At 71.5% G+C, this 26,372-nt stretch carries 17 protein-coding genes and 1 pseudogene; 8 read left to right on the top strand and 10 right to left on the bottom strand.

What is annotated here, in order from left to right; genetic code table 11:
- Positions 1 to 98: 98 nt before the first annotated feature.
- The 3 genes from JKJ07_RS12785 to JKJ07_RS12775 are packed head-to-tail and all read left to right on the top strand — an operon-like array spanning position 99 to position 1,670.
- Positions 99 to 533 carry a hypothetical protein gene (locus tag JKJ07_RS12785; protein ID WP_202991657.1) on the top strand — a complete coding sequence of 145 codons (435 nt, stop codon included), beginning with the start codon at positions 99 to 101 and terminating at the stop codon, positions 531 to 533.
- Positions 530 to 985: a thiol-disulfide oxidoreductase DCC family protein gene (locus JKJ07_RS12780; protein ID WP_202991656.1), complete on the top strand. Its 456-nt coding sequence runs from the start codon at positions 530 to 532 to the stop codon at positions 983 to 985. Before JKJ07_RS12785 ends, JKJ07_RS12780 begins: the two co-directional genes overlap by 4 nt.
- Positions 966 to 1,670 carry a TetR/AcrR family transcriptional regulator gene (locus JKJ07_RS12775; RefSeq protein WP_202991655.1) on the top strand — a complete coding sequence of 235 codons (705 nt, stop codon included), beginning with the start codon at positions 966 to 968 and terminating at the stop codon, positions 1,668 to 1,670. The genes JKJ07_RS12780 and JKJ07_RS12775 overlap by 20 nt, the downstream gene beginning before the upstream one ends.
- Positions 1,671 to 2,146: 476 nt before the next feature.
- Here JKJ07_RS12775 and JKJ07_RS12770 read toward each other — a convergent pair whose 3' ends face one another.
- Positions 2,147 to 4,351, bottom strand: coding sequence for a heavy metal translocating P-type ATPase (locus tag JKJ07_RS12770; protein WP_202991654.1), 2,205 nt, complete (start codon positions 4,349 to 4,351; stop codon positions 2,147 to 2,149).
- A gap of 266 nt (positions 4,352 to 4,617) precedes the next feature.
- On the bottom strand, positions 4,618 to 9,549 hold the full coding sequence (locus JKJ07_RS12765) for an NAD-glutamate dehydrogenase (protein ID WP_202991653.1): 4,932 nt from the start codon (positions 9,547 to 9,549) through the stop codon (positions 4,618 to 4,620).
- Between the two features lie 209 nt (positions 9,550 to 9,758).
- Here JKJ07_RS12765 and JKJ07_RS12760 point away from each other — a divergent pair, with 209 nt between their 5' ends.
- Positions 9,759 to 11,711: a penicillin-binding transpeptidase domain-containing protein gene (locus JKJ07_RS12760; protein ID WP_202991652.1), complete on the top strand. Its 1,953-nt coding sequence runs from the start codon at positions 9,759 to 9,761 to the stop codon at positions 11,709 to 11,711.
- Positions 11,712 to 13,144: 1,433 nt separating this feature from the next.
- On the opposite strand, the pseudogene JKJ07_RS12755 reads toward JKJ07_RS12760, so the two are convergent.
- The 6 genes and pseudogenes from JKJ07_RS12755 to JKJ07_RS12730 all read right to left on the bottom strand — a co-directional run.
- Positions 13,145 to 14,038: pseudogene (locus JKJ07_RS12755) on the bottom strand (arginase family protein); the annotation flags it as partial.
- Positions 14,039 to 14,053: 15 nt separating this feature from the next.
- A complete protein-coding gene (locus tag JKJ07_RS12750; protein WP_202991651.1) occupies positions 14,054 to 15,001 on the bottom strand; it encodes a tetratricopeptide repeat protein in 948 nt (315 codons plus the stop codon).
- Positions 15,002 to 15,152: 151 nt separating this feature from the next.
- Complete coding sequence (icmA, locus tag JKJ07_RS12745; RefSeq protein ID WP_202991650.1) at positions 15,153 to 16,826, bottom strand: coenzyme B12-dependent isobutyryl-CoA mutase large subunit; 1,674 nt, start codon at positions 16,824 to 16,826, stop codon at positions 15,153 to 15,155.
- 241 nt (positions 16,827 to 17,067) lie between these two features.
- Entirely contained in the window at positions 17,068 to 17,520 is a 453-nt protein-coding gene (locus tag JKJ07_RS52215; protein WP_438871393.1) for a hypothetical protein, read from the bottom strand.
- 332 nt (positions 17,521 to 17,852) lie between these two features.
- Positions 17,853 to 18,326: a hypothetical protein gene (locus JKJ07_RS12735; RefSeq protein WP_202991648.1), complete on the bottom strand. Its 474-nt coding sequence runs from the start codon at positions 18,324 to 18,326 to the stop codon at positions 17,853 to 17,855.
- A gap of 122 nt (positions 18,327 to 18,448) precedes the next feature.
- The gene (locus JKJ07_RS12730) at positions 18,449 to 19,630 is read right to left on the bottom strand and encodes an FAD-dependent oxidoreductase (RefSeq protein WP_202991647.1); all 1,182 of its coding nucleotides are present in this window, start codon (positions 19,628 to 19,630) and stop codon (positions 18,449 to 18,451) included.
- Between the two features lie 53 nt (positions 19,631 to 19,683).
- Between JKJ07_RS12730 and JKJ07_RS12725 the strand changes: the two genes are divergently transcribed.
- The gene (locus JKJ07_RS12725) at positions 19,684 to 20,277 is read left to right on the top strand and encodes a PadR family transcriptional regulator (protein ID WP_307834223.1); all 594 of its coding nucleotides are present in this window, start codon (positions 19,684 to 19,686) and stop codon (positions 20,275 to 20,277) included.
- Here the strand turns inward: JKJ07_RS12725 and meaB are convergent.
- Together meaB and JKJ07_RS12715 are read right to left on the bottom strand one after the other, a co-directional pair.
- Positions 20,274 to 21,227 (bottom strand): methylmalonyl Co-A mutase-associated GTPase MeaB, encoded by a 954-nt coding sequence (gene meaB, locus JKJ07_RS12720; protein ID WP_202991646.1) that lies wholly within the window; start codon positions 21,225 to 21,227, stop codon positions 20,274 to 20,276. The two genes, JKJ07_RS12725 and meaB, sit on opposite strands and share 4 nt — an antisense overlap.
- Entirely contained in the window at positions 21,224 to 22,408 is a 1,185-nt protein-coding gene (locus JKJ07_RS12715; protein ID WP_202991645.1) for an acetyl-CoA C-acetyltransferase, read from the bottom strand. The genes meaB and JKJ07_RS12715 overlap by 4 nt, the downstream gene beginning before the upstream one ends.
- A 91-nt stretch (positions 22,409 to 22,499) precedes the next feature.
- On the opposite strand from JKJ07_RS12715, the gene mce reads away from it, so the two are divergent.
- The 3 genes from mce (at position 22,500) to JKJ07_RS12700 (ending at position 26,247) form a co-directional block, all read left to right on the top strand.
- Complete coding sequence (gene mce / locus JKJ07_RS12710; protein WP_202991644.1) at positions 22,500 to 22,967, top strand: methylmalonyl-CoA epimerase; 468 nt, start codon at positions 22,500 to 22,502, stop codon at positions 22,965 to 22,967.
- Positions 22,968 to 23,248: 281 nt separating this feature from the next.
- Positions 23,249 to 24,553: a DivIVA domain-containing protein gene (locus tag JKJ07_RS12705; protein WP_202991643.1), complete on the top strand. Its 1,305-nt coding sequence runs from the start codon at positions 23,249 to 23,251 to the stop codon at positions 24,551 to 24,553.
- A gap of 254 nt (positions 24,554 to 24,807) precedes the next feature.
- Entirely contained in the window at positions 24,808 to 26,247 is a 1,440-nt protein-coding gene (locus JKJ07_RS12700; RefSeq protein WP_202991642.1) for a Laminin subunit beta-1, read from the top strand.
- Positions 26,248 to 26,372: the final 125 nt, after the last annotated feature.

Genomic DNA, 26,372 nt, shown 5'->3' with positions numbered 1-26,372 from the left:
TGCCTCTCCTGCCTTCCACGTCACACCACTTGAACATGTTCAAGTCGTGGGCTTACGCTGTCCTCAGAAAGTTGAACACGTTCGAGAAAGGCGTTCCGATGGACCCGAAGGTCTGGATGTACCTGGTCTATCTCGCGGTGAGCATCGGGCTCACCGTCTGGGTGGCCACCACGCTCTCGCGCAACGGCATGGTCTTCCTGGCCGAGGTGTTCGGCGACGAGAAGCTGGCCAAGGCGATCAACCAACTGCTGGTCATGGGGTTTTACCTGCTCAACCTGGGCTACGTGACGGTCACCATGCGGTCGGGCCAGACGATCGCGGACACCAGCGAGGCGCTCGAGACCCTGTCCAGCAAGGTCGGGCTGGTGCTGCTCGTGCTGGGCGCCCTGCACTTCCTCAACGTGTTCTTCCTCGGTCGCTACCGCCGCGGGCGCCTGCGTCAGCAGCAGAGCGTGCCACCGCTGCCGCCGGCCGGGCGCCTGCCGATGCACCCGCCGATGCCGCCGCAGGGCCCGCCGCCGGCCCGGGCATGACCACCACCGAGGATGGCCCGGCCGGACGAGGGGGCGGCCGGGCCATCACCTCCTTCACAGTGCTCTACGACGGCGGGTGCCCGATCTGCCGTACGGCGCGCAAATGGCTCCAGGGGCGGGCCCAGCTCGTACCCCTGGAGTTCGTGCCGGCCGGGTCGGCGGAGGCGCGGTATCGGTTCCCGGGGCTCGACCACGAGGCGACGCTGCGGGACATCACCGTGATCGGGGACGAGGGGTCGGTCTACACCGGCGAGGGGGCCTGGGCGGCCTGCCTGTGGGCGCTGGCCGACTATCGGGGGCTGTCGGAGCGGATGGGGTCGGGCGCGGCGCGGGCATTCATCGCCGCGGCGTCGGCGGTCAGAGTCCGTACGAGGGACTTCGACTCCGCGCCGGAGGACTTCGGCTCCGCCGCGGGGGACTACGGTGACGGGTGTGACGACCGCTGCCGCTGAACCCGACCCCGCGGAGAAGCCCCGGCGGGCGCGGGGCGAGCAGACCCGTCAGCTGATCCTCGAGACGGCGCTGCGGCTGTTCCGCGAGCGGGGTTACACCGAGACGACCATGCGGGCCATCGCCAAGGAGGCCGGGGTCGCGGTCGGCAACGCGTATTACTACTTCGATTCCAAAGAACACCTGATCCAGGGGTTCTACGACCGCAATCAGGTCGCGCACCGGGTCGCCGCCGAGTCCGTGCTGACCACCGAGAAGGAGCTGGCGCCCCGGCTGCGCGGCGTGCTGCACGCGGGCATCGACGTCAACGAGCCCTATCACTCGTTCGCGGCGACGTTCTTCAAGTCGGCCGCCGAGCCGACGTCGCCGCTGAGCCCGTTCTCGAAGGAGTCGTCGCCGGCCCGCGAGGCCGCCATCGCGATCTTCCGCGACGTGGTGGACGGCTCGACCGCGAAGCTCGACCCCGAGCTGCGCAAGGAGCTGCCCGAGCTGCTCTGGCTGGGCTGGATGGGCGTGATCCTGTTCTGGGTGTACGACAAGTCGCCCGGCCAGCGGCGCACCCGGCGCCTGATCGACGGCGCGGTGCCGCTGATCGACCGGATGGTGTCGCTGTCGCGGCTGCGGGTGCTGCGACCGGCCCTGCGCCAGGTGCTGGCCCTGATCGAGACGGTGCGTAAGGACGACTGATCACCGTGGGTAGTGCTCGGTCGTCTTCACGGTGAGTAATCGCTGATCGGGCTTTATGCCCTCGTGTCCACACTTATCCGGATCTGTCGCCCGGGTCGTGGTGACCGAACGGCCATTTCGCGTACGCGGAGCTTCCGGCGTCCGCCCGCCGGCACGTAGCGTTATGTCCGCAGGTGGGTCTGGGGACGTCGCGGACCAACTCGGCCTACGGGACCAGGCCGAGTCTCCGCGACGCAGACGGTGAGCCGGGCGCGGCAGTGGATTTCGGGAGCAATCCGCCGCGACCCGGCTCACGCTGTATCCACAGGCCAGCCGGCTTGTCCACAGGCCACCGGCGAGCAGCTTGACATCGGCGTAGGGTTACCCCCATTTCCCAGGGTGGCCGGGGGAGGCGGTGGCCGTACCGCAATCTTGACAGTTCGTGATCGTTACAGGCGGGGCGGAAACGGCGCAGGCGCTGGGCTGTTGAGCACGACTCAGGCGGGGCGGAAACGGCGCAGGCGCAGGCTGTTGAGCACGACGAAGACCGAGCTGAAGGCCATCGCGCCGCCGGCGATCATGGGGTTGAGCAGGCCGGCGGCGGCCAGCGGGAGGCCGGCGACGTTATAGGCGAACGCCCAGAACAGGTTGCCGCGGATGATGCCCAGGGTGCGCCGCGAGAGGCGTACGGCGTCGACGGCCGCGGTCAGGTCGCCGCGCACGAGGGTCAGATCCGAGGCCTGGATGGCGACGTCGGTGCCGGCGCCCATCGCCAGCCCGAGGTCGGCCTGGGCCAGCGCGGCCGCGTCGTTCACGCCGTCACCGACCATGGCCACCGAGCGGCCCCGCGCCTGCAGCTGCTTGACCACGTCGACCTTGCCCGCGGGCAGCACCCCGGCCTCGACCTCGGTGATCCCGACCTCGGCGGCCACCACTGACGCCACCGCCGGCGAGTCACCCGTGACCAGCATCGGCGTCAGCCCGAGCCCCTTCAGGGAAGCCACGGCGGCGGCGCTGGTCGGCCGTACGGCATCGGCCAGCGCGATCCATCCGAGAACCGTCCCGTCCGCGGTGACCTCGACCCAGGTGGCCGCCTCCGGCTCGACCGGCACCCCGGCACCGTCGCCACCGGAAGCCGCCGGCGACGCGGGCCTGCCGGCCGTCACCACAACTTCACGACCTTCAACCATTCCCCGTACGCCGACCCCGGCCGTCGCCCGGAAGTCCGAGACTGCCGCCAGCGGCCCGGCCACGCGGGCCGCCTCGCTGATCGCCCGGCCGATGGGGTGCTCCGAGGCGGCCTCCACCGCTCCCGCCAGCCGCAGAATCACCGAGTCCGCCGTTTCGGATTCGCCGCGATGAGGTGAGTCGACCGGCACCACTGCGGCCACCGACATCCGGCCCGTCGTGACCGTGCCCGTCTTGTCGAGCACGATCGTGTCCACGCGACGGGTCGACTCCAAGGCCTCGACCCCGCGAATCAGAATCCCCATCTGCGCGCCCCGGCCCGTGCCCACCAGCAGCGCAGTAGGCGTAGCGAGCCCCAGGGCACACGGGCACGCGATGATCAGCACGGCGACGGCCGCGGTGAAGGCGGCTGTCGGGCCGCGCCCGGTGCCGAGCCAGAAGCCGAGCGTTCCCACCGCCAGCGCGATCACCACCGGCACGAAGACGCCCGAGATGCGGTCGGCCAGCCGCTGCACGGCCGCCTTGCCGTTCTGCGCCTCCTCGACCAGGCGGGCCATCTGCGCCAGCTGCGTGTCGGCGCCGACCCGGGTGGCCCGGACGACGAGCCGGCCACCCTCGTTGATCGTCGCGCCGGTCACCGGGTCGCCCGGGCGCACCTCGACCGGAACCGACTCGCCGGTCAGCAGGCTCACGTCGAGGGCCGACGACCCCTCCTCGACCACGCCGTCGGTGGCGACCTTCTCCCCCGGGCGCACGAGGAAGTGGGCCCCGACGACAAGCTCAGCGGCCGGAATCACCCGCTCCCGGCCGCCGTCGAGGATCGTGACGTGCTTGGCCCCGAGCGAGAGCAGCGCCCGCAGCGCGTCGCCCGCATGCCGCTTGGCCCTGGCCTCCAGATAGCGGCCGGCCAGCAGAAACGTCGTGACCCCGGCGGCCGCCTCGAGATAGATCGCGTCACCCTCGCGGGCGGTCAGCGAGAACGGGTGCGACATTCCGGGCATGCCCGCGTCGCCGAGGAAGAGCGCCCACACCGACCACCCGAACGCGGCCAGCGTCCCCATCGAGACGAGCGTGTCCATCGTGGCGGCGCCGTGCCGCAGGTTGACGAAGGCCGACCGATGGAAAGGCCAGCCCCCGTACGCGACCACGGGCGCGGCCAGCGTCAAGGACAACCACTGCCAGTAGTCGAACTGCCAGGCCGGCACCATCGCCAGCACGATGACGGGAACACTCAGCGCAGCGGAGATCACAAGCCGGTCGCGGAGCGTGTCCCTCGCGGCTTCGGGCTTGGCCGCCTCGAGGGGCTGCGGCTCGGCCGCGGTGTAGCCGGTCTTCTCGACCACGGCGATCAGGTCGGCGGCGGTGAACGCGGCGGACACGGTGGCGCGGGCCTTCTCGGTGGCGTAGTTCACGGTCGCGGTGACGCCGTCCATCCGATTCAGCTTCTTCTCGATGCGGTTGGCGCACGCGGCGCACGTCATCCCGCCGATCTCCAGCTCGATCACCCGCTCCATGCTCACTACCCTATACCCCTTGGGGGTACCAGGGGAGGCGGAGGGCTCGGCCAGCGGGGCAGGACGGAGGGCGGGGCGACGCGGGCGGAAGGCGGCGCGGGGCGGGGCGGGAGGCGGCGCGGGGCCGGGTAGAAGGCGGCGCGGGGCCGGGTAGAAGGCGGCGCGGGGCCGGGTAGAAGGCGGCGCGGGGCCGGGTAGAAGGCGGCGCGGGCGGACCGGGGCATGCGAAAGGGGCCGCACAAAGGCGGCCCCTCTCAGCGGTCAGGTCAGGCTGCGGACGTCTTGACCAGGGTGCGGATCTGGCGCAGCAGCACCGACAGCGCGGCCAGTTCGGCCGGGGTGTCGGCCACATTGCCCATCGCGTTGGCGGCTCGGGCGATCGAGGCCGCGTTGACGCGTTCCCACTCCGAGACCCGTTCGTCGGCCGTGGCGTCCGACGGGGTCGACTGCAGCACCTCGGCGGTCAGGGCGGCCAGCGCCGCGTACAGGTCGTAGCGCAGCGCCATGCGGGCCAGCGTCTGCCACCGGTCGCCGCGGGGCAGGAACGAGATGTGGGAGAGCAGCTGGTCGATGTGGAAGCGCTCGGACAGGGCGAAGTAGACCCCGGCCACCTCGACCGGCGGCTTGCCCGTGCCGACCCCGGTCTCGAGGATGTCGAGCAGGCCGAAACCGTAGTTGCACCACGTGACCCGCTCGGCCAGGTCCATCGGCACGCCCTTGTTGACCAGCGTGGCGATGTGCTCGTCCATCGACCGGCGCTCGATGCCGCGCAGCACCTGCGGCATCTGCGGCAGCAACGTCTGGATCCCGGCGCCCAGCTTGGCGATCTCGCCGGCCACGTCGATCGGCGAGCGGCGGGTGCTGACGAGCCACCGCACCGCCCGGTCGAGCAGCCGCCGCGATTCCAGGAAGACCAGGGTCTGCGCCTCGGTCGGCACCTTGTTGTCGAGCGCCTCGGCGTCGGCCCAGATGCCGGCCAGCCCGTACGCCTCCCGGATCACCGTGTAGGCCCGGATCACGTCGGCCGCCGAGGCCCCGCTCTCCTCCATCGCGCGATAGACGAACGACGTGCCGCCCCGGTTGACCACCTCGTTGACCAGGGCGGTCGAGATGATCTCGCGGCGCAGCCGGTGGCCGGACATCCGCCCCGCGCACCGTTCACGCAGCGGCGTCGGGAAATAGCGGCTGAGCACGCTGTTGGTCCAGGCCTCGTCGACGATCTCGTCGGCCAGCACTTCGCGTTCCAAACTGATTTTCACGTACGCCAGCAGGACCGCGAACTCCGGAGCGGTGAGCCCGTCCCCCGCGTCGTAGCGGGCGGCCAGCTCGGCGTCGGTCGGCAGCGCCTCGAGCTCACGGTTGAGCTGGCCGCTGGACTCGAGGTCGTCGAGCAACCGGCGGTGCACCGGCAACAGCGAGTGGGCCTGCGCCCGCGCGTTGCCGAGCGCGTTGGCCTGCTCGTAGTTGTCGCGCAGGACGAGCGCCGCCACCTCGTCGGTCATCGTGGCCAGCAGCTCGTCGCGCTCGGGCAGGGTCATCTCGCCGTCGGTGACCGCGCCGCCCAGCAGGATCTTGATGTTGACCTCGTGGTCGGAGCAGTCGACCCCGGCCGTGTTGTCGATGAAGTCGGTGTAGATGCGCCCGCCGGACCGCGCGAACTCGATCCGTCCGCGCTGGGTCAGCCCCAGGTTGCCGCCCTCGCCGACCACCCGCACCCGCAGCTGCCCGCCGTTGATCCGGATCGAGTCGTTGGTCTTGTCGCCCACGTCGGCGTGCGTCTCGGCCGCACCCTTCACGTACGTGCCGATGCCGCCGTTCCACAGCAGATCGACCGGCGCGCGCAGGATGGCCCGCATCAGCTCGACCGGGCTGATCGTGGCCGCCTCGCCGAGATCCAACGCCGCGCGCACCTCGGGCGAGACGGGGATCGATTTCGCCGTACGGGGATAGATGCCCCCGCCGGCCGAGAGCAGCGACCGGTCGTAGTCGTCCCATGAGGACCGCGGCAGATCGAACAGCCTCTTCCGCTCATTGAACGACTCGAGAGCGGCGGGCGTGGGGTCGAGGAAGATGTGCCGGTGGTCGAACGCGGCCACCAGCCGGATGTGCTCGCTGAGCAGCATGCCGTTGCCGAAGACGTCGCCCGACATGTCACCCACGCCGACCACGGTGAAGTCCTCGCGCTGGGTGTCGACGCCCAGGTCGCGGAAGTGCTTCTTGACCGACTCCCACGCGCCGCGGGCGGTGATGCCCATCTTCTTGTGGTCGTAGCCGGCCGAGCCGCCGCTGGCGAACGCGTCGCCCAGCCAGAACTCCTTGGACACCGAGATCTCGTTGGCGATGTCGCTGAACGTGGCCGTGCCCTTGTCCGCGGCGACCACCAGATAGGGGTCGTCGCCGTCGTGGCGCACCACGTCGCGGGGCGGGATGATCTTGCCGCTGAGGATGTTGTCGGTGACGTCGAGCAGCGCCGTGATGAAGCGCTTGTAGCACTCCACCGCCTCGTCGCGGTCGCCCGGCTTCTGCTTGAGCACGAAGCCACCCTTGGCACCGACCGGCACGATCACCGCGTTTTTCACCATCTGCGCCTTGACCAGGCCGAGCACCTCCGTGCGGAAATCCTCGCGCCGATCCGACCAGCGCAGACCGCCGCGGGCCACGGCGCCGAACCGCAGGTGCACGCCCTCGAAGCGCGGCGAATACACGAAGATTTCGTACTTGGGGCGGGGTTGCGGCAGGTCGGGGATGGCCGTCGGGTCGAGCTTGAAGGCGATGTACGACTTCGGGCGGCCGTCGGCCCCGCGCTGGAAGAAGCTGGTGCGCAGGGTGGCCTGGATCAGGGTCAGGTAGGACCGGAGGATCCTGTCCTGGTCGAGGCTGTCGACGTCGTCGAGCAGGGCGGTGATGCGCTCGACGAGCTCGTCGGCGATCCGGCCGCGCTCGGTCTCGCCCGCCTCGAGCCGCGGCGAGAAGCGGGTCTCGAACAGCCGGACGAGCAGGCGCGCGATCTCGGGATAGGCGATGAAGGTCGACTCGAGATACCGCTGCGAGAACACCGACCCGGTCTGGCGCTGATATTTCGCGTACGCCCGGAGCACCACCACCTGCCGCCAGGTGAGCCCGGCCCGCAGCACCAGCTCGTTGAACCCGTCGACCTCGGCCTCGCCCCGCCAGGCGGCCGCGAACGCGTTCTCCACCTGCGGCCGCACCTCGGCCAGCTCGCGATGCGCGGCCGGCGGCTCCAGCCCGAAGTCGTAGAGGTAGATCGTGCCGTCGGTGCGGCGGATCTCGTGCGGCCGCTCGTCGATCACCTGGACGCCCAGCGAGTGCAGCACCGGCAGCACCGCCGAGAGCATCATCGGCTCGCCGTACCGATAGACCTTGAACCGGATGTCGTGGTCGTCGGCCTCGAGCACGCCGTCGCGCCCGGGCCGCCGCTTGCGGTAGAGGTGCATCTCGAGCTGCCCCTCCTCCTCGAGCAGCTCGAGCTTCGCCAGATCCTGCATTCCCTCGTACGGGGTGTGGCCGTCCTTGTAGCTCTCGGGGTAGGCCGTCGCATAGCGCGCGAACAGGTCGCGGGCCGCCTCCTCGCCCAGCTTGCGCTCGAGCACCAGCGAGAAGTCGTCGTCCCACATGCGGGTGGCGTCGGCCAGCGCCTCGGCCAGCGTGTTGGGGTCGATCTGGCCCGGCGGGTCGGCCGGATCCGTACGCACGATGAAGTGCACCCGGGCCAGCATCCGCTCGGTCACCCGGGTCGTGTAGTCGACGCCCACGCCGTTGAGCTCGCGCAGCAGGATCTCCTGCATGCGCAGCCGGTTGCCGGTCGTGAACCGGTCGCGCGGCAGATAGATCAGGCACGAGATGAACCGGCCGTACCCGTCGCGCCGCAGGAAGAGGCGCAACTGGCGGCGGCCCGCCATGCGCAGCACGCCGATCACCGCCTCGTACAGGTCATCGGTCTTGATCTGGAAGAGCTCGTCCCTCGGGTACGTCTCGAGGATCTGCAGCAGGTCCTTGCCGGAATGCCCGCGCGGGGAAAGGCCGGAGCGGTCGAGCACCTCGCGGACCTTGCGCTTGACCACCGGCAGCTCACGCACGCTGGTGCGATAGGCCGACGAGCTGAACAGGCCCAGGAAGCGACGCTCGCCGACCACCTCGCCGGCCTCGTTGAAGATCTTGACGCCGATGTAGTCAAGGTAGGCCGAGCGGTGCACGGTGGCCCGCGAGTTCGCCTTCGTGATCACGAGCAGGCGCTTCTCGAGGGCCCGCTGGAACGCCTCGTCGGCCATCGTGGAGAGCTTGCGCGGCCGCCCGTCGCCCCGCAGGATGCCCAGTCCGGTGCCCGCGACGGCGGTCAGCACGTCGCCGTCGAGGTGATACTCCCGATAGCCCAGGAACGTGAAGTGGTCGTGGGCCAGCCACTTGAGCAGCTCGATCGAGTCGGTGACGTCCTTGTCGGGCACCGGCAGCTTACGCTCGGACCCGCGGGCCGTGGCCAGCTCGTCGGCGATGACCAGGGCCCGCTGCCGCATGCGGGGCCAGTCCTCGACCGCGTCGCGCACGTCGGTCAGCACCCGGCGCACCTCGTTGAGCAGCTGCTCGCGGGCCTCGGGGCTGCGGATCGGGTCGAGCTCGATGCGGATCCAGCTCTCGACCAGGTCGCCGTCGATCGCGTCGTCGGGCTCGACGTCGGCGGCGAGCTCGCCGAGGGCGCCCAGCGGCTCCCGGCGCACCACGATCAACGGGTGCACCAGCAGATGCACCTGCTGCTGGTGCGCGGAGAGCAGCGCGATCACCGAGTCGACCAGGAACGGCATGTCGTCGGTGACGACCTGCAGGATGGTGTGGCACTGCGACCCGCCCGGCGGCGTGATCGCGAGCTTGAGCTCTCCCGGGAGGCGCGTCGCGGCCAGCTCACGGTGGCTGATCGCGGCGTCGTACATCTCCTGCGGGGTCAGGCCCACCAGTTCTTCGTCCGGCGCGAACCGCCAATACCGCCCCACGAGCGAGGCGGTGGCGTGGTCGTCGCCGGCCACCTCCACCGCCTGGGCGATGAGCCGCTCCCCGTTGGGCAGCGTCTCGTCGAGATCCCCTTCCTCGGCGCTGGCGCCGAGGCGACCGGTCAGGGCAAGGCCCGGCCCGGCGATGAGATCGTTGTCGGCATCGGTTTCGGTCGCTGCCTCGTCGGCGACAGCCATGGCTCTGGCGCTCCCCTCACCCACGACACTGTGGGTTCAACGTGTCGAGGACAGCCTAGAGCCCCGCGCCGGGCACTAGGACAGCCGCGGTGTGAACGGGCCGATGGGCGGCGGATTTGACCTATCTCACCGGAGTGGGGTCAGCGGAACGTGCACCGGTTCACTACCGTCTCCTACGTTCCGGCCGATACCCGGCGAAAGAGGTTCCCATGCACCGCGGTCCGTACCGATCCGTGCACCGCGCCGTCGGGGCGGCCGTCACGTTGGCCCTGGTGGCCGGTGGCCTCGCCGGCTGCTCGAAGGACGGCCCCGAGGGCACCCTGGCCGACTTCGTGGCCGGCTGGAAGGCGGGCGACCTGAGCAAGGTCGGATTCGTCGGCGCCGACGGCGGCAAGATCGCCGCGCCGGCCGTCCTGGAGCAGATCAAGACGGTCTCGGGCGAGCTCGCCAAGCAGCCGCTCACGGTCACCGCCGACGGCGAGCCGAAGACCACCGGCGACAACGCGACCAGCGGCCTCAAGCTCGACTGGACACTGCCCGGCGACGTCAAATGGTCCTACCAGAGCACCGTGCGGCTGACCAAGCAGAACAGCGACGGCTGGCGCGTGGTGTGGGAGCCCTCGGTGCTGCACAGCGACCTGACCAGCGGCGACAAGTTCTCGGTGCTCCGCCTGCCGGCCGACCGCGCGAGCATCCTCGACGCGGCCGGCCAGCCGATCGTCACCCCGCGCACGGTGATCCAGGTCGGGGTCGAGCCGCAAAAGGTGACCGACCTGGCCAAGCTGCGGGCCGGGCTGGCCGCCGAGTTCAAAAAGATCGGCGTCACGGTCGACACAACCAATCTGGCCGACCGGATCAAGAACGCCCAGCCCGAGTCCTTCCTCGAGCTCATCACGCTGCGCGAGCCCGACTACAACAAGATCCGGCCCGGCCTGCGGGCGCTGAACGGCACGGCCTTCATCAAGGAGGACCGCGAGCTCGCGCCGACCAGGATCTTCGCCCGCGCGCTGCTCGGCACGGTCGACGCCGCGACCGCCGAAGACCTCCAGAAGAACCCGCAAACGCTCGTGCAGGGCGACACCGTGGGTCACGGCGGGCTCCAGCAGAAATACGACACCGCGCTGCGCGGCACGGCCGGGGTCTCGGTGGCGATCAGCGGCGGCACCGACGGCGACCAGGCGAACGGCACGGGTCAGGAGGAGATGGCCCCCAAGGAGATCTTCCGGACCGATCCGGTGGCGGGCAAGCCGATCAAAACCACCATCGACGTGAAGACCCAGGTCGCGGCCGATCAGGCGCTGGCCGGCGAGAAGCAGCCGAGCTCGCTGGTGGCCATCAAGGTCAGCGATTCGTCGGTGCTCGCGGTGGCCAACGGGCCCGACGGCGGCGGGGTCAACACCGCCCTCACCGGCCAGGTCGCCCCCGGATCCACGTTCAAGGCCATTTCCACGTACGGGATCCTGCGAAAGAAAGCCGCGACGGCCGACTCGGTCGTGGCGTGCCCCAAGATCGCTGTGGTCGGTGGCCGCCAGTTCAAGAACTCCCACGACATGGTCCTGGGCAACGTGCCGTTCCACGTGGACTTCGCCAAATCGTGCAACACGGCCTTCGTCGGGCTGGCCCCCAAGCTGGGCGCGGACGGGCTGCGTACGGCGGCCGAGGCGGTGGGCCTGGGCGGCAAGTGGGATCTCGGCGTCGAGGCGTTCAGCGGCAAGCTCTCCCCCGCCGACAGCCCGACCGAGCTGGCCGCGGCCACCTTCGGCCAGGGCGCGACCGCGGTCAGCCCGCTGGCCATGGCGGGCGCGACGGCCGCGATCGCCCGCGGCCAGTTCAAGCAGCCCAAACTCGTGCTCGACCCGGCCCCGGCCGCGCCCGCCGCCGACGGCGCGAGCCTCGACCAGCCGTCGGTGACGGCGCTGCGCAAGATGATGCGCGAGGTGGTGACGGGTGGCACGGCCACGGCCCTGCGCAGCGTGCCGGGCGGCCCGGTGTTCGGCAAGACCGGCACGGCCGAGTTCAGCGAGGCCACCGAGGACACCCACTCGTGGTTCATCGGCTATCAGGGCGACGTGGCGTTCGCCGTGATGGTGCAGAAGGGCGGGGCGGGGTCGGAGGCCGCGGTCCCGATCGTCTCCCGCTTCCTGACCAACCTGGCCAAGTAACGGACACCGGCCGGCTCGGGCAGCGCGGCCGGCTCGGGCAGCGCGGCCGGCTCGGGCAGCGCGGCCGGCTTAGGCGGGGCGACCCGGCGGCCGGCTCAGGCGATGTCGGCCGGGGCGCCCGAGCCCAGGTCGAAGGCGGGGCGCTGGGCCGGCAACGAGAACGGCCCCTCGTCGGCGCCCCGGGGCCGCAGCATGCCGGGCCGGGTGGCGGGCAGCGGCTCGGAGTCGAGCAGCGGCGCCTGCCCGAGCGGCCGCGGCACCAGCCGAGCCGCCGGCTCCTCGTCCGGCTCGTTACCGTCGCGACCCTCGGCCCGGTGCTCCTCAGCCGCCTCATCCGTCGCGCCCGGATCCGCGTCGATCTCTTCCGGCTCGCCCGGATGCGTGTCCTCGGTCGAATGCTCTGCCGGACGAGCGTCGCTCTCGACCGGCTCCGCGCCCTCGACCCAGTGGTCCACCGGGTCGGCGTCGATCTCCTCGGCCGGCGCGACGTCGGTCAGATCCGTGTCCCCGATCCAGCCCGCCGCCGGATCGGCATCAACCTCGTCAGCCGGCGCGGCGTCGACCGGATCATCGTCCCCCGCCGGTGCGCCGGCCTCGGTCCAGTGATCCGTGAGGGCCGTTTCGGCGGCGCTGTCGTCGTCGTGACCGGGCGCGGTCTGACCCCCGTCCTCGACGGACTCGCCATGGTCAACCCGATAGCTCGCCGCGACCTCCGTGGCCAGGTCGGTCTCCGGGGCGTCCACGCCGTCGGCGTCAGGCTCGGCCTCCTCGAACGCGACCTCGGCGGCTTCCTCCACCCCGAGCAGGGTCGTGGCGGGGAGGGCGACCTCGTCCGACATGCCCGCGGCGGCCAGCGAGACGCTCTCGGCGGCGGCCGCGGCTCGGCGCTGCTCGCGCTCGTCATCGGGCGTCGCGGCCGGACGCCGTAGCCCACCGGCCTGCGACCCGCCGCGGTTGAGTCCCGCTATCAACGACTCGGCCCGGCCCACCCGGGGATTGGGCGACCGTGGCCGGATGAGCCCAGCTGCGCCGCCCTCACCACGGTTGAGCCCGCCCAGGTCGGTAGCTCGATTCAGCCCGCCCAGGTCACGATTCAGCCCACCGCCGCCGCTGTCGCCGCGGTTGAGCCCGCCCAACTCCGTGGCCCGCCTAAGTCCGCCCAGATCGCTGTTCAGCCCGCCGCGGTCGGGAACGTTCGACTCCGTCGCCCGGTTGAGCCCGGCGCGATCGGGCCCGCTCGACTCCGTGTTTCGGTTCAGGCCGGCGCGGTCGAGGCCGGCGATCAGCGACGCGGCCCGGTCGAAGCGGGGCGCCGACGGGCCCAGCCGCCCCGGCTCGTCGGCCACCGGGGCTTCCGCGGGCTGGGCTGCTTCGCTCAGGTCGGCCCGGGCCGCGACCAGGTCGGGGCGCGGGGTCACGGTGTGGGCGTTGGCCAGCCCGGCGGTGATGGCGCTGACGATCTCGGCCGCGTACGACCCGTCGGTGTCGTAGTCCGGGTCGAAGACCGTGATCTCGACGCCCATGCAGTGCGGCGACTCCACCAGCCCGGCCAGCAGGATCTCGAGCTCGGGGAAGGCAATCCCGCCCGGCGACGGGGCGTCGACCGCCGGCATCACCGCGGGGTCGAGCACGTCGACATCCATGTGCACCCAGTAGCCCGCGCAGTCGACCAGCTGGTCGCGGGCCCACTGCGCGCTGCGGGCGGCCCCCTCGGCCCGGAGCGCGGGCACGGGCCGGGTGACGATGCCGGCCGCCTGCAGGTCGAGGCGGTATTCGTCTTGCGCGCGGATGCCCATGACGACCACGTCGACGTCGCGGAAGTAGGGCCGGCGGCCCTCGATCGCGGCCAGGTCGGCCTGCCCGCGCCCGGTGACCAGCGCCAGATCCTCGCCCGCGGCCGCCCCCACGTACGACGCGTTGCCCGGGTGCCGGAAGTCGGAGTGCCCGTCCACGAAGACCAGGCCGATGCGCCCGCCGACCGACTCGCCGAGCCTGTTCATGGCCAGGCCGGAGCCGAGCAGGATCGAGCAGTCGCCCCCCAGCACGACCGGGAACTCGCCCGCGTCGAGGATGCCGCCGATCCGGTCGGCCAGCCGCCGCGAATAGGCCGCGATCTGGGCCGCGTGGGCCACGCCGTCGCCCGGCCGCCAGTCGCCCGCGTCGTATCGGGGCGGGGTCAGGCAGCCGGCGTCGCGGGCGTCGAGCTTGCTGATCAGCCCGTGGTCGCGGAGGGCTCCGGGCGCCTTGGCGCAGCCCGGCACCGACGTCGCGGTCGGCGGGCGCAGACCGAGATTGGACGGTGCGTCAAGGACGGCGATGCGGCGCACGGAGCGGCTCCCTGGCTAGAAGAGGGCGCTGGCCAGGGCCCGTCGGGCTCCGGCCACCGCGGGATCGTCGGGGCCGGCCACGCTGAACAGCGACAGCAGGTGCTTGCGTACGGCGTCGCGGTCGTCTCCGGAGGTGCGCCGGACGAGCGCGACGAGCCGAGCGTAGGCCTTGTCCGCCTCCCCGCTGAGCACCTCGACGTCGGCGGCGAGCCGCTGGGCGTCGATGTCGTCGGGCGCGGCGTCGGCCTTGGCGACGGCCGAGGCCGCGTCGGCGCCGGAGATGCGGCGATAGAGCTCGACCTGGGCCAGGCCGGACTCGGCGGCCGCGTCGGCCGGGTGCTCGGCCAGGATCTTGCGGTAGGCCGCCTCGGCCTCGTCGAGCTCGCCACCCATGAGCGCGTCGTCGGCCGCGTCGAGCCGCGGGTCGGCCGCCGCCTCGACGGCGACCCCGCCCGCCTTGAGCACCGCGTCGACGTACTGCTTGATCTGGGACTCGGGCAGCACCCCGGTGAAGCCCTCGACCAGCTGGCCGTTGACCACCGCGACCACCATCGGGATGCCCTGCACCCGCAGCGCCTGGGCCAGGCGCGGGTTGGCGTCCACATCGACCTTGCCGAGCACCCAGGAGCCGCCGCCCGCCTGGGCCAGCCGCTCGAGGATCGGCGACAGCTGCTTGCAGGGCTCGCACCAGTCGGCCCAGAAGTCGAGGATGACGGGGGTGCTCAGGGACCGCTCGAGGACGGTGGTCTGGAAGTTGGCCTCGGTGACGTCGATGATCGTCTCGGGGCCGGCGCCACCGGGCAGGCCGCCGGGGATGGTGCCGGACGGGCCGTCGTGGCTCTCGTGCGGAGCCGCGCTGCCGGGGGCGGGGCTCTTGGCCGGGGACGCAGCCGGGGCGCGCAGCGCGCTGAGATCGACCGCGCCGCGGGTGAAGATCGACGGAGTGGTCCGTGGGTCGCTCATGGTTACCTAGTCTCGCACGCAGACGAGGCGCTCCGCCGCGCCGATATCGGACGTCACAGGAGCGTGTTTCCGCCGATCCTCGGCCCTGCCGGGCGGTTGCGCAAGATCCGCCCGGCACGCGCCGCTTTTGTCCGATTCGATCAAGCAGGCGCTAGAACCGGGCCGGTTCCCGATAGATGCCCCACTCGTCCTTGAGCACGCCGCAGATCTCGCCGAGGGTCGCCTCGGCCCGCGCGGCCTCCAGCATGGCGGGGATCATGTTCGCCCCGGTGCGGGCGACCTCCACCATGCGGTCGAGGGCGGCCTTGACCCGTACGGGGTCGCGCTCTGACCGCCGGGACCCGAGCGCGCGATTCTGCTCGATCTCGACCTCGTGCGACACCCGCAGGATCTCCAGCTCCTTGGCCACCGTGCCGGTGTGCGCGTTGACGCCGACCGTACGCTTCTCGCCCTTCTCGACGGCCTGCTGATAGACGAAGGCCGAGTCGGCGATGTGGGCCGTGAACCAGCCGTCCTCGATGCCGCGCAGGATGCCGGCCGTGATGCTGCCGTCCTCGCCCAGCTCCCGGATGCGCGCGAAGATCTCCTCCGCCTCGGCCTCGATCCGGTCGGTCAGCTCCTCCAGATACCACGAGCCGCCGAGCGGGTCGGCCACGTTGACCACGCCGGTCTCCTCCATGATCACCTGCTGGGTGCGCAGGGCGATCTCGGCCGACTCGTCGGTGGGCAGCGCCAGCGTCTCGTCGAGCGCGTTGGTGTGCAGCGAGTTCGTCCCGCCCAGGACGGCCGCGAGCGCCTCCACCGCCGTACGGACGACGTTGTTGACTGGTTGCTGAGCCGTGAGGGAGACGCCGGCCGTCTGCGTGTGGAACTTCAGCCACAACGCCTTCTCGCTGGTGGCGCCGTAGTCGTCGCGCAGGTGCCGGGCCCAGATGCGCCGCGCGGCCCGGAACTTGGCGATCTCCTCGAAGAAGTCGATGTGCGCGTCGAAGAAGAAGCTGAGCCCCGGCGCGAACTGGTTGACGTCGAGCCCCCGGCTGAGCCCCAGCTCGACGTAGCCGAAGCCGTCGGCCAACGTGTACGCCAGCTCTTGCGCGGCGGTCGAGCCGGCCTCGCGGATGTGATAGCCACTGACCGACAACGGCTTGTAGCGCGGGATCTCGCGGGCGCAGTATTCCATCAGGTCGCCGATCAGGCGCAGGTGCGGCTCCGGCTGGAAGAGCCACTCCTTCTGCGCGATGTATTCCTTGAAGATGTCGGTCTGCAGCGTGCCGTCGAGCCGGTGGATGTCGGCGCCCTGCCGCTCGGCGGCCACCAGATACATGCAGAAGATCGGCACCGCCGGCCCCGAGATCGTCATGCTGGTCGTGGTCTTCTCGAGGTCGATGCCGTCGAAGAGCACATCCATGTCGGCCGCCGAGTCGATCGCGACGCCGCAGTGCCCCACCTCGCCGGCCGACTGCTCGTCGTCGGAGTCACGCCCCATCAACGTCGGCATGTCGAACGCGACACTGAGCCCGCCCCCACCGGCGGCCAGGATCATCTTGTAGCGCTCGTTGGTCTGGCGCGCGTTGCCGAACCCGGCGAACTGCCGGATCGTCCAGGTGCGCCCGCGATAACCGGTCGGATAGAGGCCACGCGTGTAGGGGAACTCGCCCGGCCACCCGATGCGGTCGAACCCCGGATAGCCGGCCCCCGCGGGCGGGCCGTAAACCGGCTCGACCGTGGCCCCGGAGAGCGTCGTGAAGTCAGCATCCCGCTTGCGCGCGGCATCGTAGCGCCGCTGCCAGCGCTCCCGCCCCGCAGCGATGTCGGCAGCATCCATGCGTGTCATCCTAGGGCCATTCCTGAACGATCGCTAAGGTCAATCGCCCCGCCCGCGGTCACATCCCAAAAGAACAAGACCCATCCCGTACGAGTCGTGACCGTCCACAGAAGCAATACGACCGCCCCGGGCGCGCCTCGCAAGCCGGCGGGTGGCCCGGGCCGTTACGCGACCCCCGGCCGTGGCGGGTGGTTCAGCCACCCGCCTCCCACCATTTCCCGGATCACCCTCACAGCCATCTCTAGCTGCAGTGACCAGCACTGTTATTGACGCGACTGATGGCCTCCGAGCCGCGGTGTGGGGGCGGTGGCGGTTGTAGGTAAGCAGCCATTGCGGCAGAGCATCGGCGCGGTCCCGGCTGCCGGTGAAGGGGCGGGAGTAGATCATTCGTCGCATACGGTGCGGTTGAAGCCCTAACCCCCACCCGCGGCGGATTCCAGGGTCGTTGCAGCACTGCTTCCAGCTGGCGTGCCGGAGTGTAGCCAGGCGTTCGGCAGGGGTGTCCCAGTCGAGGGTTCGCGCGAGGCGTCCGTTGAGTTCGGCGGGGACCGCGGTCGGGCGTTCGGCGGTATGGACGGACAGGGCGCCCGCTCTCGCGGCTGATCGTGCATCGGGGCCGGCCCAACTCCGCGCCGATGGCCGTCCGGGCGACGCCTTCACGAAGCTGGTCAGCGATCACGCTCCGCTCGTCCACGCTCAGATACCAGGCCGAGATCGAGATGGAAGCGAACCTAGACCCATGTCAAGCAGGCAGGGCGATCTGTCCACAGGCGGCGCGAGGGCCTACGAAGTTGTCCACAGGGAGCATCGGGGTCGGCCCCCAAAAAACGACGCCCACGCCGTGACAGGACACGGAGTGGGCGTCGCGGGCCGGGGCACGAGCTCGGACGAGGACGTCCGGCGCGTGACAAAGCCGAGCCGGGGGCACGAGCTCGGACGAGAGCGTCCAGCGCGTGAGACAGCCGGGACGGAGCGGGCGTCAGACGAAGGCGTCCAGCGCGCGACAAGGCCGGGACGGAGCGGGCGTCAGACGAGGACGTCCAGGGCGTGGTAGAGGCGCGACGTGGTGGTGTCGAGCTGGGCCAGGCGGGCGGCGGGCAGGCCCGATGTGACGGCGACCCGGCGTTCGGCCGCGGCTCGGGTCAGGAGCATGCCGACCTGGGACGACGCGCGGTCCAGGGAGGCCTGGCGGGCCAGTTCGGCGAACGCGTCGTCGTCGGCCGCCTGGTCGCTGCGGCGGGTGGTCTTGGCGGTGACCGTGGCCGCGCGGACGGCGGTGGCGGCGTCGCGGGCCAGGTTCTCCGCGTAGGCGGCGGTGGGCTGCACGGCGGTCACCGCGGGCACGGCGGGTTCGCGCACCTGCGTCACGCTCGGGGCGGCCTCAACGGGCTTCGCCGCGGCTGCGAGGACTGTCGACTGCAGCACCGTCGACTGCAACAGAGGGTGAAGATAGGTGGCCGTGGTGCCGGCCGATCGGGGGAACGTGACCGGGTTGACCATGACGTCCCTCCTTCCTGACGACGACGTAGTCCCAGCTTAGGGCGTTGCGAGGCGGTTGCCGATCGGGTCAACGTCGGTATGGGTGGTCACCCGAATGCTTACCGAAAGTGACCGAAAAACTCTCAAGCGACCCGGTGGTCGAGGATCCACGCCTGCGGGTTGCCCTTGCGATAGAGGACCTTCATGACGAGCGGGAACATCGCGTCCCGGATCGCCGCCCCGACCGGTCCGGCCGTCTTGCCGCTGCCGTTGCGCCGGCCGACGGCCACCACGCGTTCGACCCGGCGCCGGCGGCGCTGCTCGTAGGCGGCCAGCCCGTCAGCGACGGGAGAACCCGCCGGCAGGCACAGCCCGAGTGTCACCGCGTCCTCGAAGGCCATCGACGCGCCCTGCCCGGACGAGGGCGCGACGGCGTGCGCCGCGTCACCGATCAGCACCGCCCGGTTCGAGTGCCACACCCGTACGCGGGGAAGGTCGTCGGTGTTCCACGGTCCCAGCACCTCGGGCGTGGCCCGGATGATCGCCGCGGCCGGGAAGGCGTCGGCGGCGAACAAGTCGATCAAGAAGTCGCGCCAGGCGGAGCCGGGATACGAACCGGGACGCACCGGCTGCTTGCTGGGCGGGTTGGCGAACCACCAGACCGAGCCGTCCGGCGCCGCGGTCCAGCCGAAGAAGGCGCGCCGCCCGAAGGCCATGTGCACCATGCCCGGCTCCAGGGCGACCCCGTCGACCGGCCCCGTCGTGAACCCGCCCGCGTTGAGCAACCCCAGGTAGGAGGGCGCCGGGCCGCCGGGGTCGAGCAGTTCCCGCGTACGGGATCGGATGCCGTCCGCCCCCACCAGCAGCGCGCCCTCGGCGGTGGAGCCGTCGGTCAGGGTGACGCTCACCCCTCCCGGCCCCTCGGTGAAGTCGCGCAGACCTTTCCCGTACGAGAGCGGAATGCCCCTCGCCACGGCGGCCGAGCGCAGCGCCGCATAGAGGTCCACGCGCCGGATCGTGGTCGTGGTCGTGCCGTCGGGCGTGGGACCGCCGAGCGGGAGCACGCCCAGGTGGCGCCCGGCGCCGTTGCTCATGGTCAGCGTGGGGGTCGGGAAGCCCGCGGCGAGCACCACGGACGGATCGAGGTCGAGGGCGCGCAGGGCGGTCAGGCCGTTGACGGCCACGGTCAGGAACGCGCCCCGCTCGTCGGCATCCGCGGGGCGGGCCTCGAAGACGTGGGGCGCCCAGCCCGCCCGGTGCAGGGCGAGCGCGGCGACGGTGCCGGCGATGCCCCCGCCGGCGATCAGGGCAACTGGCTTAGTCATGTAATGACTATCCATCTCATGACTAAGAGCCGTCAACCCTTTAGGCTTGATCAGTGGCAACCGAACCGCGCCGATCGAATCTGGGCATGCTGCTGCTGGCGCTGCTCACCGAGGCGCCCATGCACCCGTATCGGATGCAGCAGATGATCAAAGAGCGCGGCCAGGACCAGATCGTCAACGTGGCCCAGCGCAACAGCGTCTATCAGGCGCTCGACCGGCTCGTGCGGGACGGCCTGGCCCGCCCGGGCGGCACGACTCGCGAGGCCGGCCGGCCCGAGCGCACGATCTACGAGATCACCGACGCGGGCGCGGCCACGATGCGGCGCTGGCTGGCCGAGGCGCTGACCGTGCCGGCCCGGGAGTTCCCCGAGTTCCCGGCCGCGCTCGCCTTCCTCGCGTTGATAAACCCCGAGCACGTACGGGATCTGCTCGCGCAGCGCGTCGAGGCGCTGACGGCCAAGGTCGCCGCCATCCACGAGGCCGCGCCCGCGGGCCTGCCCCGGCTCTTCCTGATCGAGGACGAATACCGCGCGGCCCTGCTCACGGCCGAGATCACCTGGCTCCGCGGGGTCGTGCAGGATCTGACCGACGGCACGCTGACCTGGAACCTGCAGCTCATCCAGGACACGCTCGAGGAGTTCGGCTAGAGGCCCTTGATGAGCTCGTCGGCGGCGGCGTACGGGTCGATCTCGCCGTTGGCCACCCCGGCCGCGAGCGTGCTCAGCGCCGTGCCCTGGCGCAGGTCGCCGATCCGGGCCCGCAGCACGCCGAGCGCGATCGCCTCGACCTCGACCGCGGCCCGGCGCTCGCGACGCGTGGCCAGGTGACCGGTCTGCTCCAGCCAGTCCCGATGCTTGTCGATGGCCGCCGTGACGTCGCCGATGCCCTCGGCCTTGACCGCGGTGGCCCGCACGACCGCCGGCCGCCAGTCGCCCGGCGCGCGCTCGCCCAGCCCGAGCATGCCCTGGATGTCGCGGTAGGTGGCGTCGGCGCCGGGCCGGTCGGCCTTGTTGATCACGAAGACGTCGGCCACCTCGAGCACGCCCGCCTTGACCGCCTGGATCGCGTCGCCCATGCCCGGGGCGAGCAGCACCAGCGTCGTGTCGGCGAGCGAGGCGATCTCGACCTCGGCCTGCCCGACGCCGACGGTCTCGACCAGGATCACGTCGCAGCCGGCCCCTTCCAGCACCCGTACGGCCTGGGGTGTGGCCGCCGCGAGACCGCCCAGCTGCCCCCGGCTCGACATGGACCGGATGTAGACGCCCGGATCGGTGGTGTGGTCCTGCATGCGGATGCGGTCGCCGAGGATCGCGCCGCCGCTGAACGGGCTCGACGGGTCGACCGCGAGCACCCCGACCCGCTTGTCCCGGGCGCGCAGGGAGCGTACGAGCTCGTTGGTGGTCGTCGACTTGCCCACGCCGGGTGAGCCGGTCAGACCGATCACCTGGGCCCTTCCCCCGTACGGGGCGAGGGCCGCGGCCACCTCGGGCAGCGCCGGGTCGCCGTTCTCGACCAGGCTGATCAGCCGGGCCACCGACCGCGCATCCCCGTCCCGCGCCTTCTCCACCAGCGTCGGGACGTCGTGCGAACGGCTCACGCCGAGGCAGCCTTGATGATCAGCGCGTCACCCTGCCCGCCACCGCCGCACAGCCCCGCCGCGCCGTAGAGGCCGCCGCGGCGACGCAGCTCGAGGGCGAGCGTCAGCACCAGCCGGGCGCCCGACATGCCGATCGGGTGACCCAGCGCGATGGCCCCGCCGTTGACGTTGACCATCTCCTCGTCGACCTTGAGCTCGCGCATCGACTGCAGCACGACCTGGGCGAACGCCTCGTTCATCTCGATCAGGTCGAGGTCGTCGACGGTCAGCCCGGCCTTGTCGAGCGCGTGCTTGATGGCGTTGGCCGGCTGCGACTGCAGCGAGTTGTCGGGGCCGGCCACGTTGCCGTGCGCGGTGATCTCGGCCAGCCAGCGCAGCCCGAGCGCCTCGGCCTTGGCCTTGTTCATCACCACGACCGCGGCCGCACCGTCCGAGATGGGCGACGAGCTGCCCGCGGTGATCGTGCCGCCCGGGGTGAACGCGGGCCGCAGCTTCGACAGCGACTCGGCCGTCGCGTCGGGCCGGACGCCCTCGTCGACGTCGACGACCGGATCCTCCTCGCGCTGGCCCGACTTGATCGGCACGATCTCCTCGGCGAACCGGCCCTCGCGCTGCGCGGCGGCCGCCCGCCGGTGGCTCTGGGCCGCGAACGCGTCCTGCTCGGCGCGGGTGATGCCGAGGTGCACGCCGCTGCGCTCGGTGGACTCGCCCATCGAGGTGCCGTCCCACGGGTCGATCAGCCCGTCGTACGCCGTGTGGTCGCGCACCAGCACGTCGCCGAACTTGACGCCCTGCCGCTGGGTCATCAGCAGGTGCGGCGCGTTGGTCATCGACTCCATGCCGCCCGCCACGATCACGTCGAACTCGCCGCACCGGATGAGCTGGTCGGCCAGCGCGATCGCGTCGAGCCCGGAGAGGCACACCTTGTTGACGGTCAGGGCCGGGGTGCTCATCGGGATGCCCGCGGCGACCGCGGCCTGGCGGGCGGTGATCTGACCGGCGCCGGCCTGCAGCACCTGGCCCATGATGACGTACTGCACCTGGTCGGGGCGGAGGCCGCCGCGCGAGAGGGCGGCCTCGATGGCGTAGCCGCCGAGCGTCGTGGCCGGCACGTTCTTGAGGTTGCCGAGCAGGCGGCCCATCGGGGTACGGGCGCCGCTCACGATCACCGAGCTGGTCACGGTTGGATTCCGATCTGCCGGGCGGACTCAGGGGTGTCTTGAGGGGGGACGCCCCGTTGGCCTTAACGGCCGTTTAGGCAAGACTAATAGGATGACCCAGCCTTCACCTAGCGCCGCCGAGTCTGAGAATGTCACATCCGGCGAGGTCGCGCCTCTACGGATAGATCACGTAGGGGTCGCCGTACCGGATCTTGACGAGGCCGTGCGCTTCTACGCCGAGACCTTCGGCATGCGCTGCGTGCACGAAGAGACGAACGAGGAGCAAGGCGTACGGGAAGCGATGCTCGCGATCGGCGACGACGACGGTCCCCGCCTTCAGTTGCTCGCCCCGGCCCGGCCCGACTCGGCGATCGCCAAGTTCCTCGACCGCAGCGGCCCCGGCATGCAGCAGCTGGCCTACACAGTGGCCGATGTCGAGGCCACCTCGGCGGCGCTGCGGGCCCGCGGGCTGCGCCTGCTCTATGACACCCCGCGCCGCGGCACGGCCGGCTCCAAAATCAACTTCGTCCACCCCAAGGACGCCGGGGGCGTTCTGGTGGAGTTGGTGGAGCCTGCCTGATTTCGTACCCCTTAAGGATGAATCATCCTGACGTGGCCTTCCCGGCCTGGCAGGATCTCGGGGCATAGAGGGCCGCGGCCGCGGTCCTCTCCCGACGATCATCGCGGCGACCCCGGATACAGCAGGTGACACCGCGACGGACCCCGGCCGCCGGGCGGGTGACGTTCGTCCGGCCGAACGGTGGAGCCGCTCACTACGGGCCAGCTCAAAGCTGATCTACGTGTCTTTTCCGTAGCCGTTCCGCTCTTGCGTGGCTCGTGCGTCTTCGCCAGGATGGCCCAATGCCCCAGCAGCAGGATCAGAATTTGGCATTTTTCGACTCCGCGAATTCTCAGCACGACTTCACCGTTGTGCTCCGCGGATACGACCGCGGGCAGGTGGACGCCCACCTCGGCCGCCTCGTCGCCGCGCTCAACCAATCGTCGCAGGCCCAGGGCGAGGCCGAACAGCGGATGAACGACGCGCAGCGCCGGCTGCGCCAGGCCGAGCAGCGGCTCAACGCGGTCGAGCAGAAGCTCGCCGACAGCAACAAGCTGCTCGAGGAGAACAACCGGCCGACGCTCTCCGGGCTGGGCACCCGGGTCGAGCAGATCCTGCGGCTGGCCGAGGAACAGGCGAACGATCACCGGAGCGAGGCGAAGCGAGAGTCCGAGGGCATCCTCTCCGCCGCCCGCCTGGAGGCTCGGGAGATCACCGACAAGGCCCGCGCCGAGGCGGCCGCGATGAAGGCCACCGCCGAGCGCGAGGCCGGCCAGGTGCGCACCCACGCCGAGCGCGAGGCGGCCGAGGCCCGGGTGCAGGCCCGCCGCGAGGCCGACACGCTGCGCTCCGACGCCGACCGCGAGACCAAGCAGCTGCGCACGGTCACGGCGCACGAGGTGGCCGAGCTCAAGTCGACCGTCGAGCGCGAGGTGGCCTCGCTGCGCGCCACGGCCGAGCGCGAGATCACCCAGCTGCGGGCCAAGTCGTCACGCGAGGCGGAGGAGAAGCGCGCCGAGGCGACGAAGCTGCTGACCGACGCCCGCGACAAGCGCGACAAGGACCTGCAGGCCCTGGCGCTCGAGATCGCCGAGCGCCGCGAGAAGGCCGAGCGCGAGGAGTCGCAGCGGCACGCCGCCCAGGTCAGCGCCACGCAGAAGATGGTGGCCGAGGCCGAGGAGCGCGCCCGCGCCGCCGAAGACCGGTCCAAGGAGATCTCGCAGCGGGCCGAGCAGCGCCGCATCGAGTCGGAGCGCAACGCCGCCGAGACCACCGACAAGGCGCGCGCCCTGGCCGAGAAGAACGTCAGCGAGGCCCGCTCCGAGGCGCAGCGCCTGCTCAGCGAGGCCCGCACCGAGGCCGAGCTGACCACGCAGGCCGCCAAGCGCGAGGTGGAGGATCTGACCCGCCAGAAGGACGCGGTCACCAACCAGCTCGGTCAGATGCTCTCCGGCCTCTCCGGCCTGGTGCCCGGGGTCGGCCCGGCCAAGGCGGCCGAGGCGGTGGCCAAGGCGGCCGAGGCGGCGCCCGCTCAGCGCGCCACCGAGGGCCCCCGGCCGAGCGGTCCCGAGGCCGACAAGCCGGTGGCGGCGAAGACGAACTCCTGATTTCTCCGGCCGGGCCCCCTGCGGTTGCGGGCACCCTCGCGGTGCGCGACCGTATGGGTCGCCCGGTCGTTGAGTGAGCATCGATGCGGGCCGTATCGGAGTTTCTCCGATACGGCCCGGCTCGTTTTCGCGCATAGCCTTGCTTCTGCGAAAGTCGCAAGCCGGGTCAGACATATCACAACTAGACGCATACTCCCCCCGGGACGGTGTGTATCCCCCCGAGGGCGGACGTTGCGTATGTGAGGATGGGAAGCATGTCGCACGGCGGTGAAATTCTTGGTCTCGGCGGAGACGCGGCCACCGAACCCAGCTTCGACATCGCCCTTCGGGGCTATGAGAAGAAGCAGGTCGAGCGGTACGTCGCCCGCGCCGAGAACGAGATCGCCGCGCTGGCGGCCGAGCGCGAGCAGGCCTATTCGCAGATGCAGGCGATGAACGCGCAGATCGAGCGGCTGCAGCAGGAGATCGTGCAGGCCCGCAAGCAGGTCGGGCCGGGCCCCGAGGTCTCCTTCCGCCACCTCGGCCCGCGGGTCGAGCAGATCCTTACGATCGCCGAGGAGCAGGCCGAGGCGATCAAGGCGTCGGCCACCGACGACATCGCGGCCCGCCTGGCCGAGGCCGAGCGGGTGCGGGCCGAGGCCGAGGCCCACGCGCACAACGGCATCCGCGACTTCGAGATCGCCCTGGCCGCCCGCCGCGCCGAGGAGGAGCGGGCCGACGCGGCCAAGCGCGCCGCCTCCGAGAAGGCGCTGGCCGCGGCCCGGCAGTCCGCCGAGCAGATGCGCACCGAGGCCGAGACAGTGCTGACCCGGGCCCGCGCCGAGGCCCAGCAGCACACCGACCAGGCCGCGCAGGCCGGCCACCGCACCCGGGCCGAGGCCGACGGCTACGCCCAGTCCACCCGCATGCAGGCCGAGCAGGAGATCAAGGCGCTGCGGGAGAAGAACCAGCAGGAGATCACCGCCCTGCGCACCGCGGCCGAGCGCGAGGCCGGCGAGCAGCGCGGCGCCTTCGAGCAGGAGATGGCCCAGAAGCGTCAGGCGCTCACGCAGGAGCTGGCCCAGATGCGCGCGGGTGTCGAGAAGCAGTGCGCCGACTTGCGCAGCGAGGCCGACAAGTACGCCGAGGAGGTCCTGCGCCGCTCCGACGAGCAGGCCACCGCGGTCCGCAACGAGATCGCGGCCCAGCAGGAGAAGATCGCCGAGGCCGGTCGCGAGCTCGAGACCGCCCGGGCCAAGGTCGCCGACGCCGAGCGCGAGCTGGCCACGGCCCAGGAGCGCGCGCGGGCCGGCACCGACGAGGCCGAGCAGGTGCACAAGCGGCTGGCCGAGGCGCGCACCGAGCTCGAGGCGGAGAAGAAGCGGGTGGCCGAGGCCCAGCGGGCCGGCGAGGCGGCCGAGCGGCACGCCGCCGACGTCCGCCGCCAGGTGCAGAAGGAAGCGAAGCGGGTGGCCGAGCTGGCCGCCGCGGCCGTGCTGGCCGCGGCCAACTCGCCGGAGGAGCCCGAAGAGCCGCCGGCCGCCGACCAAGCCACAGGCCAGCACGCCGCCGACAAGCCCACGGGGCAGCACGCCGCCGACAAGCCTGCCGGTCAGCACGCGGCGGTCAAGCCCGCGGCCGCCGGCGGCAAGGTCACCGCGTCGGCCAAGGTCACCGTGCCGCCCACGTCGCGGGTGGGCGCCGACGCCGAGTGATCGTCCGCCGTCGCCCTGAGCCCCGCGTCACGCGCGCGGCGGGCCGGGTGGCGGCGCCGACCCCGCAGGATTAACGTCTCCGCCGAGACTGTGCGGCCGGCGCGAGCGATTCCGGCTCACCCACC

This window comes from Paractinoplanes lichenicola (assembly GCF_016785085.1).
GTDB classification, from domain to species: Bacteria; Actinomycetota; Actinomycetes; order Mycobacteriales; family Micromonosporaceae; genus Actinoplanes; species Actinoplanes lichenicola.
This window is presented reverse-complemented; position numbering and strand designations above follow the sequence as displayed.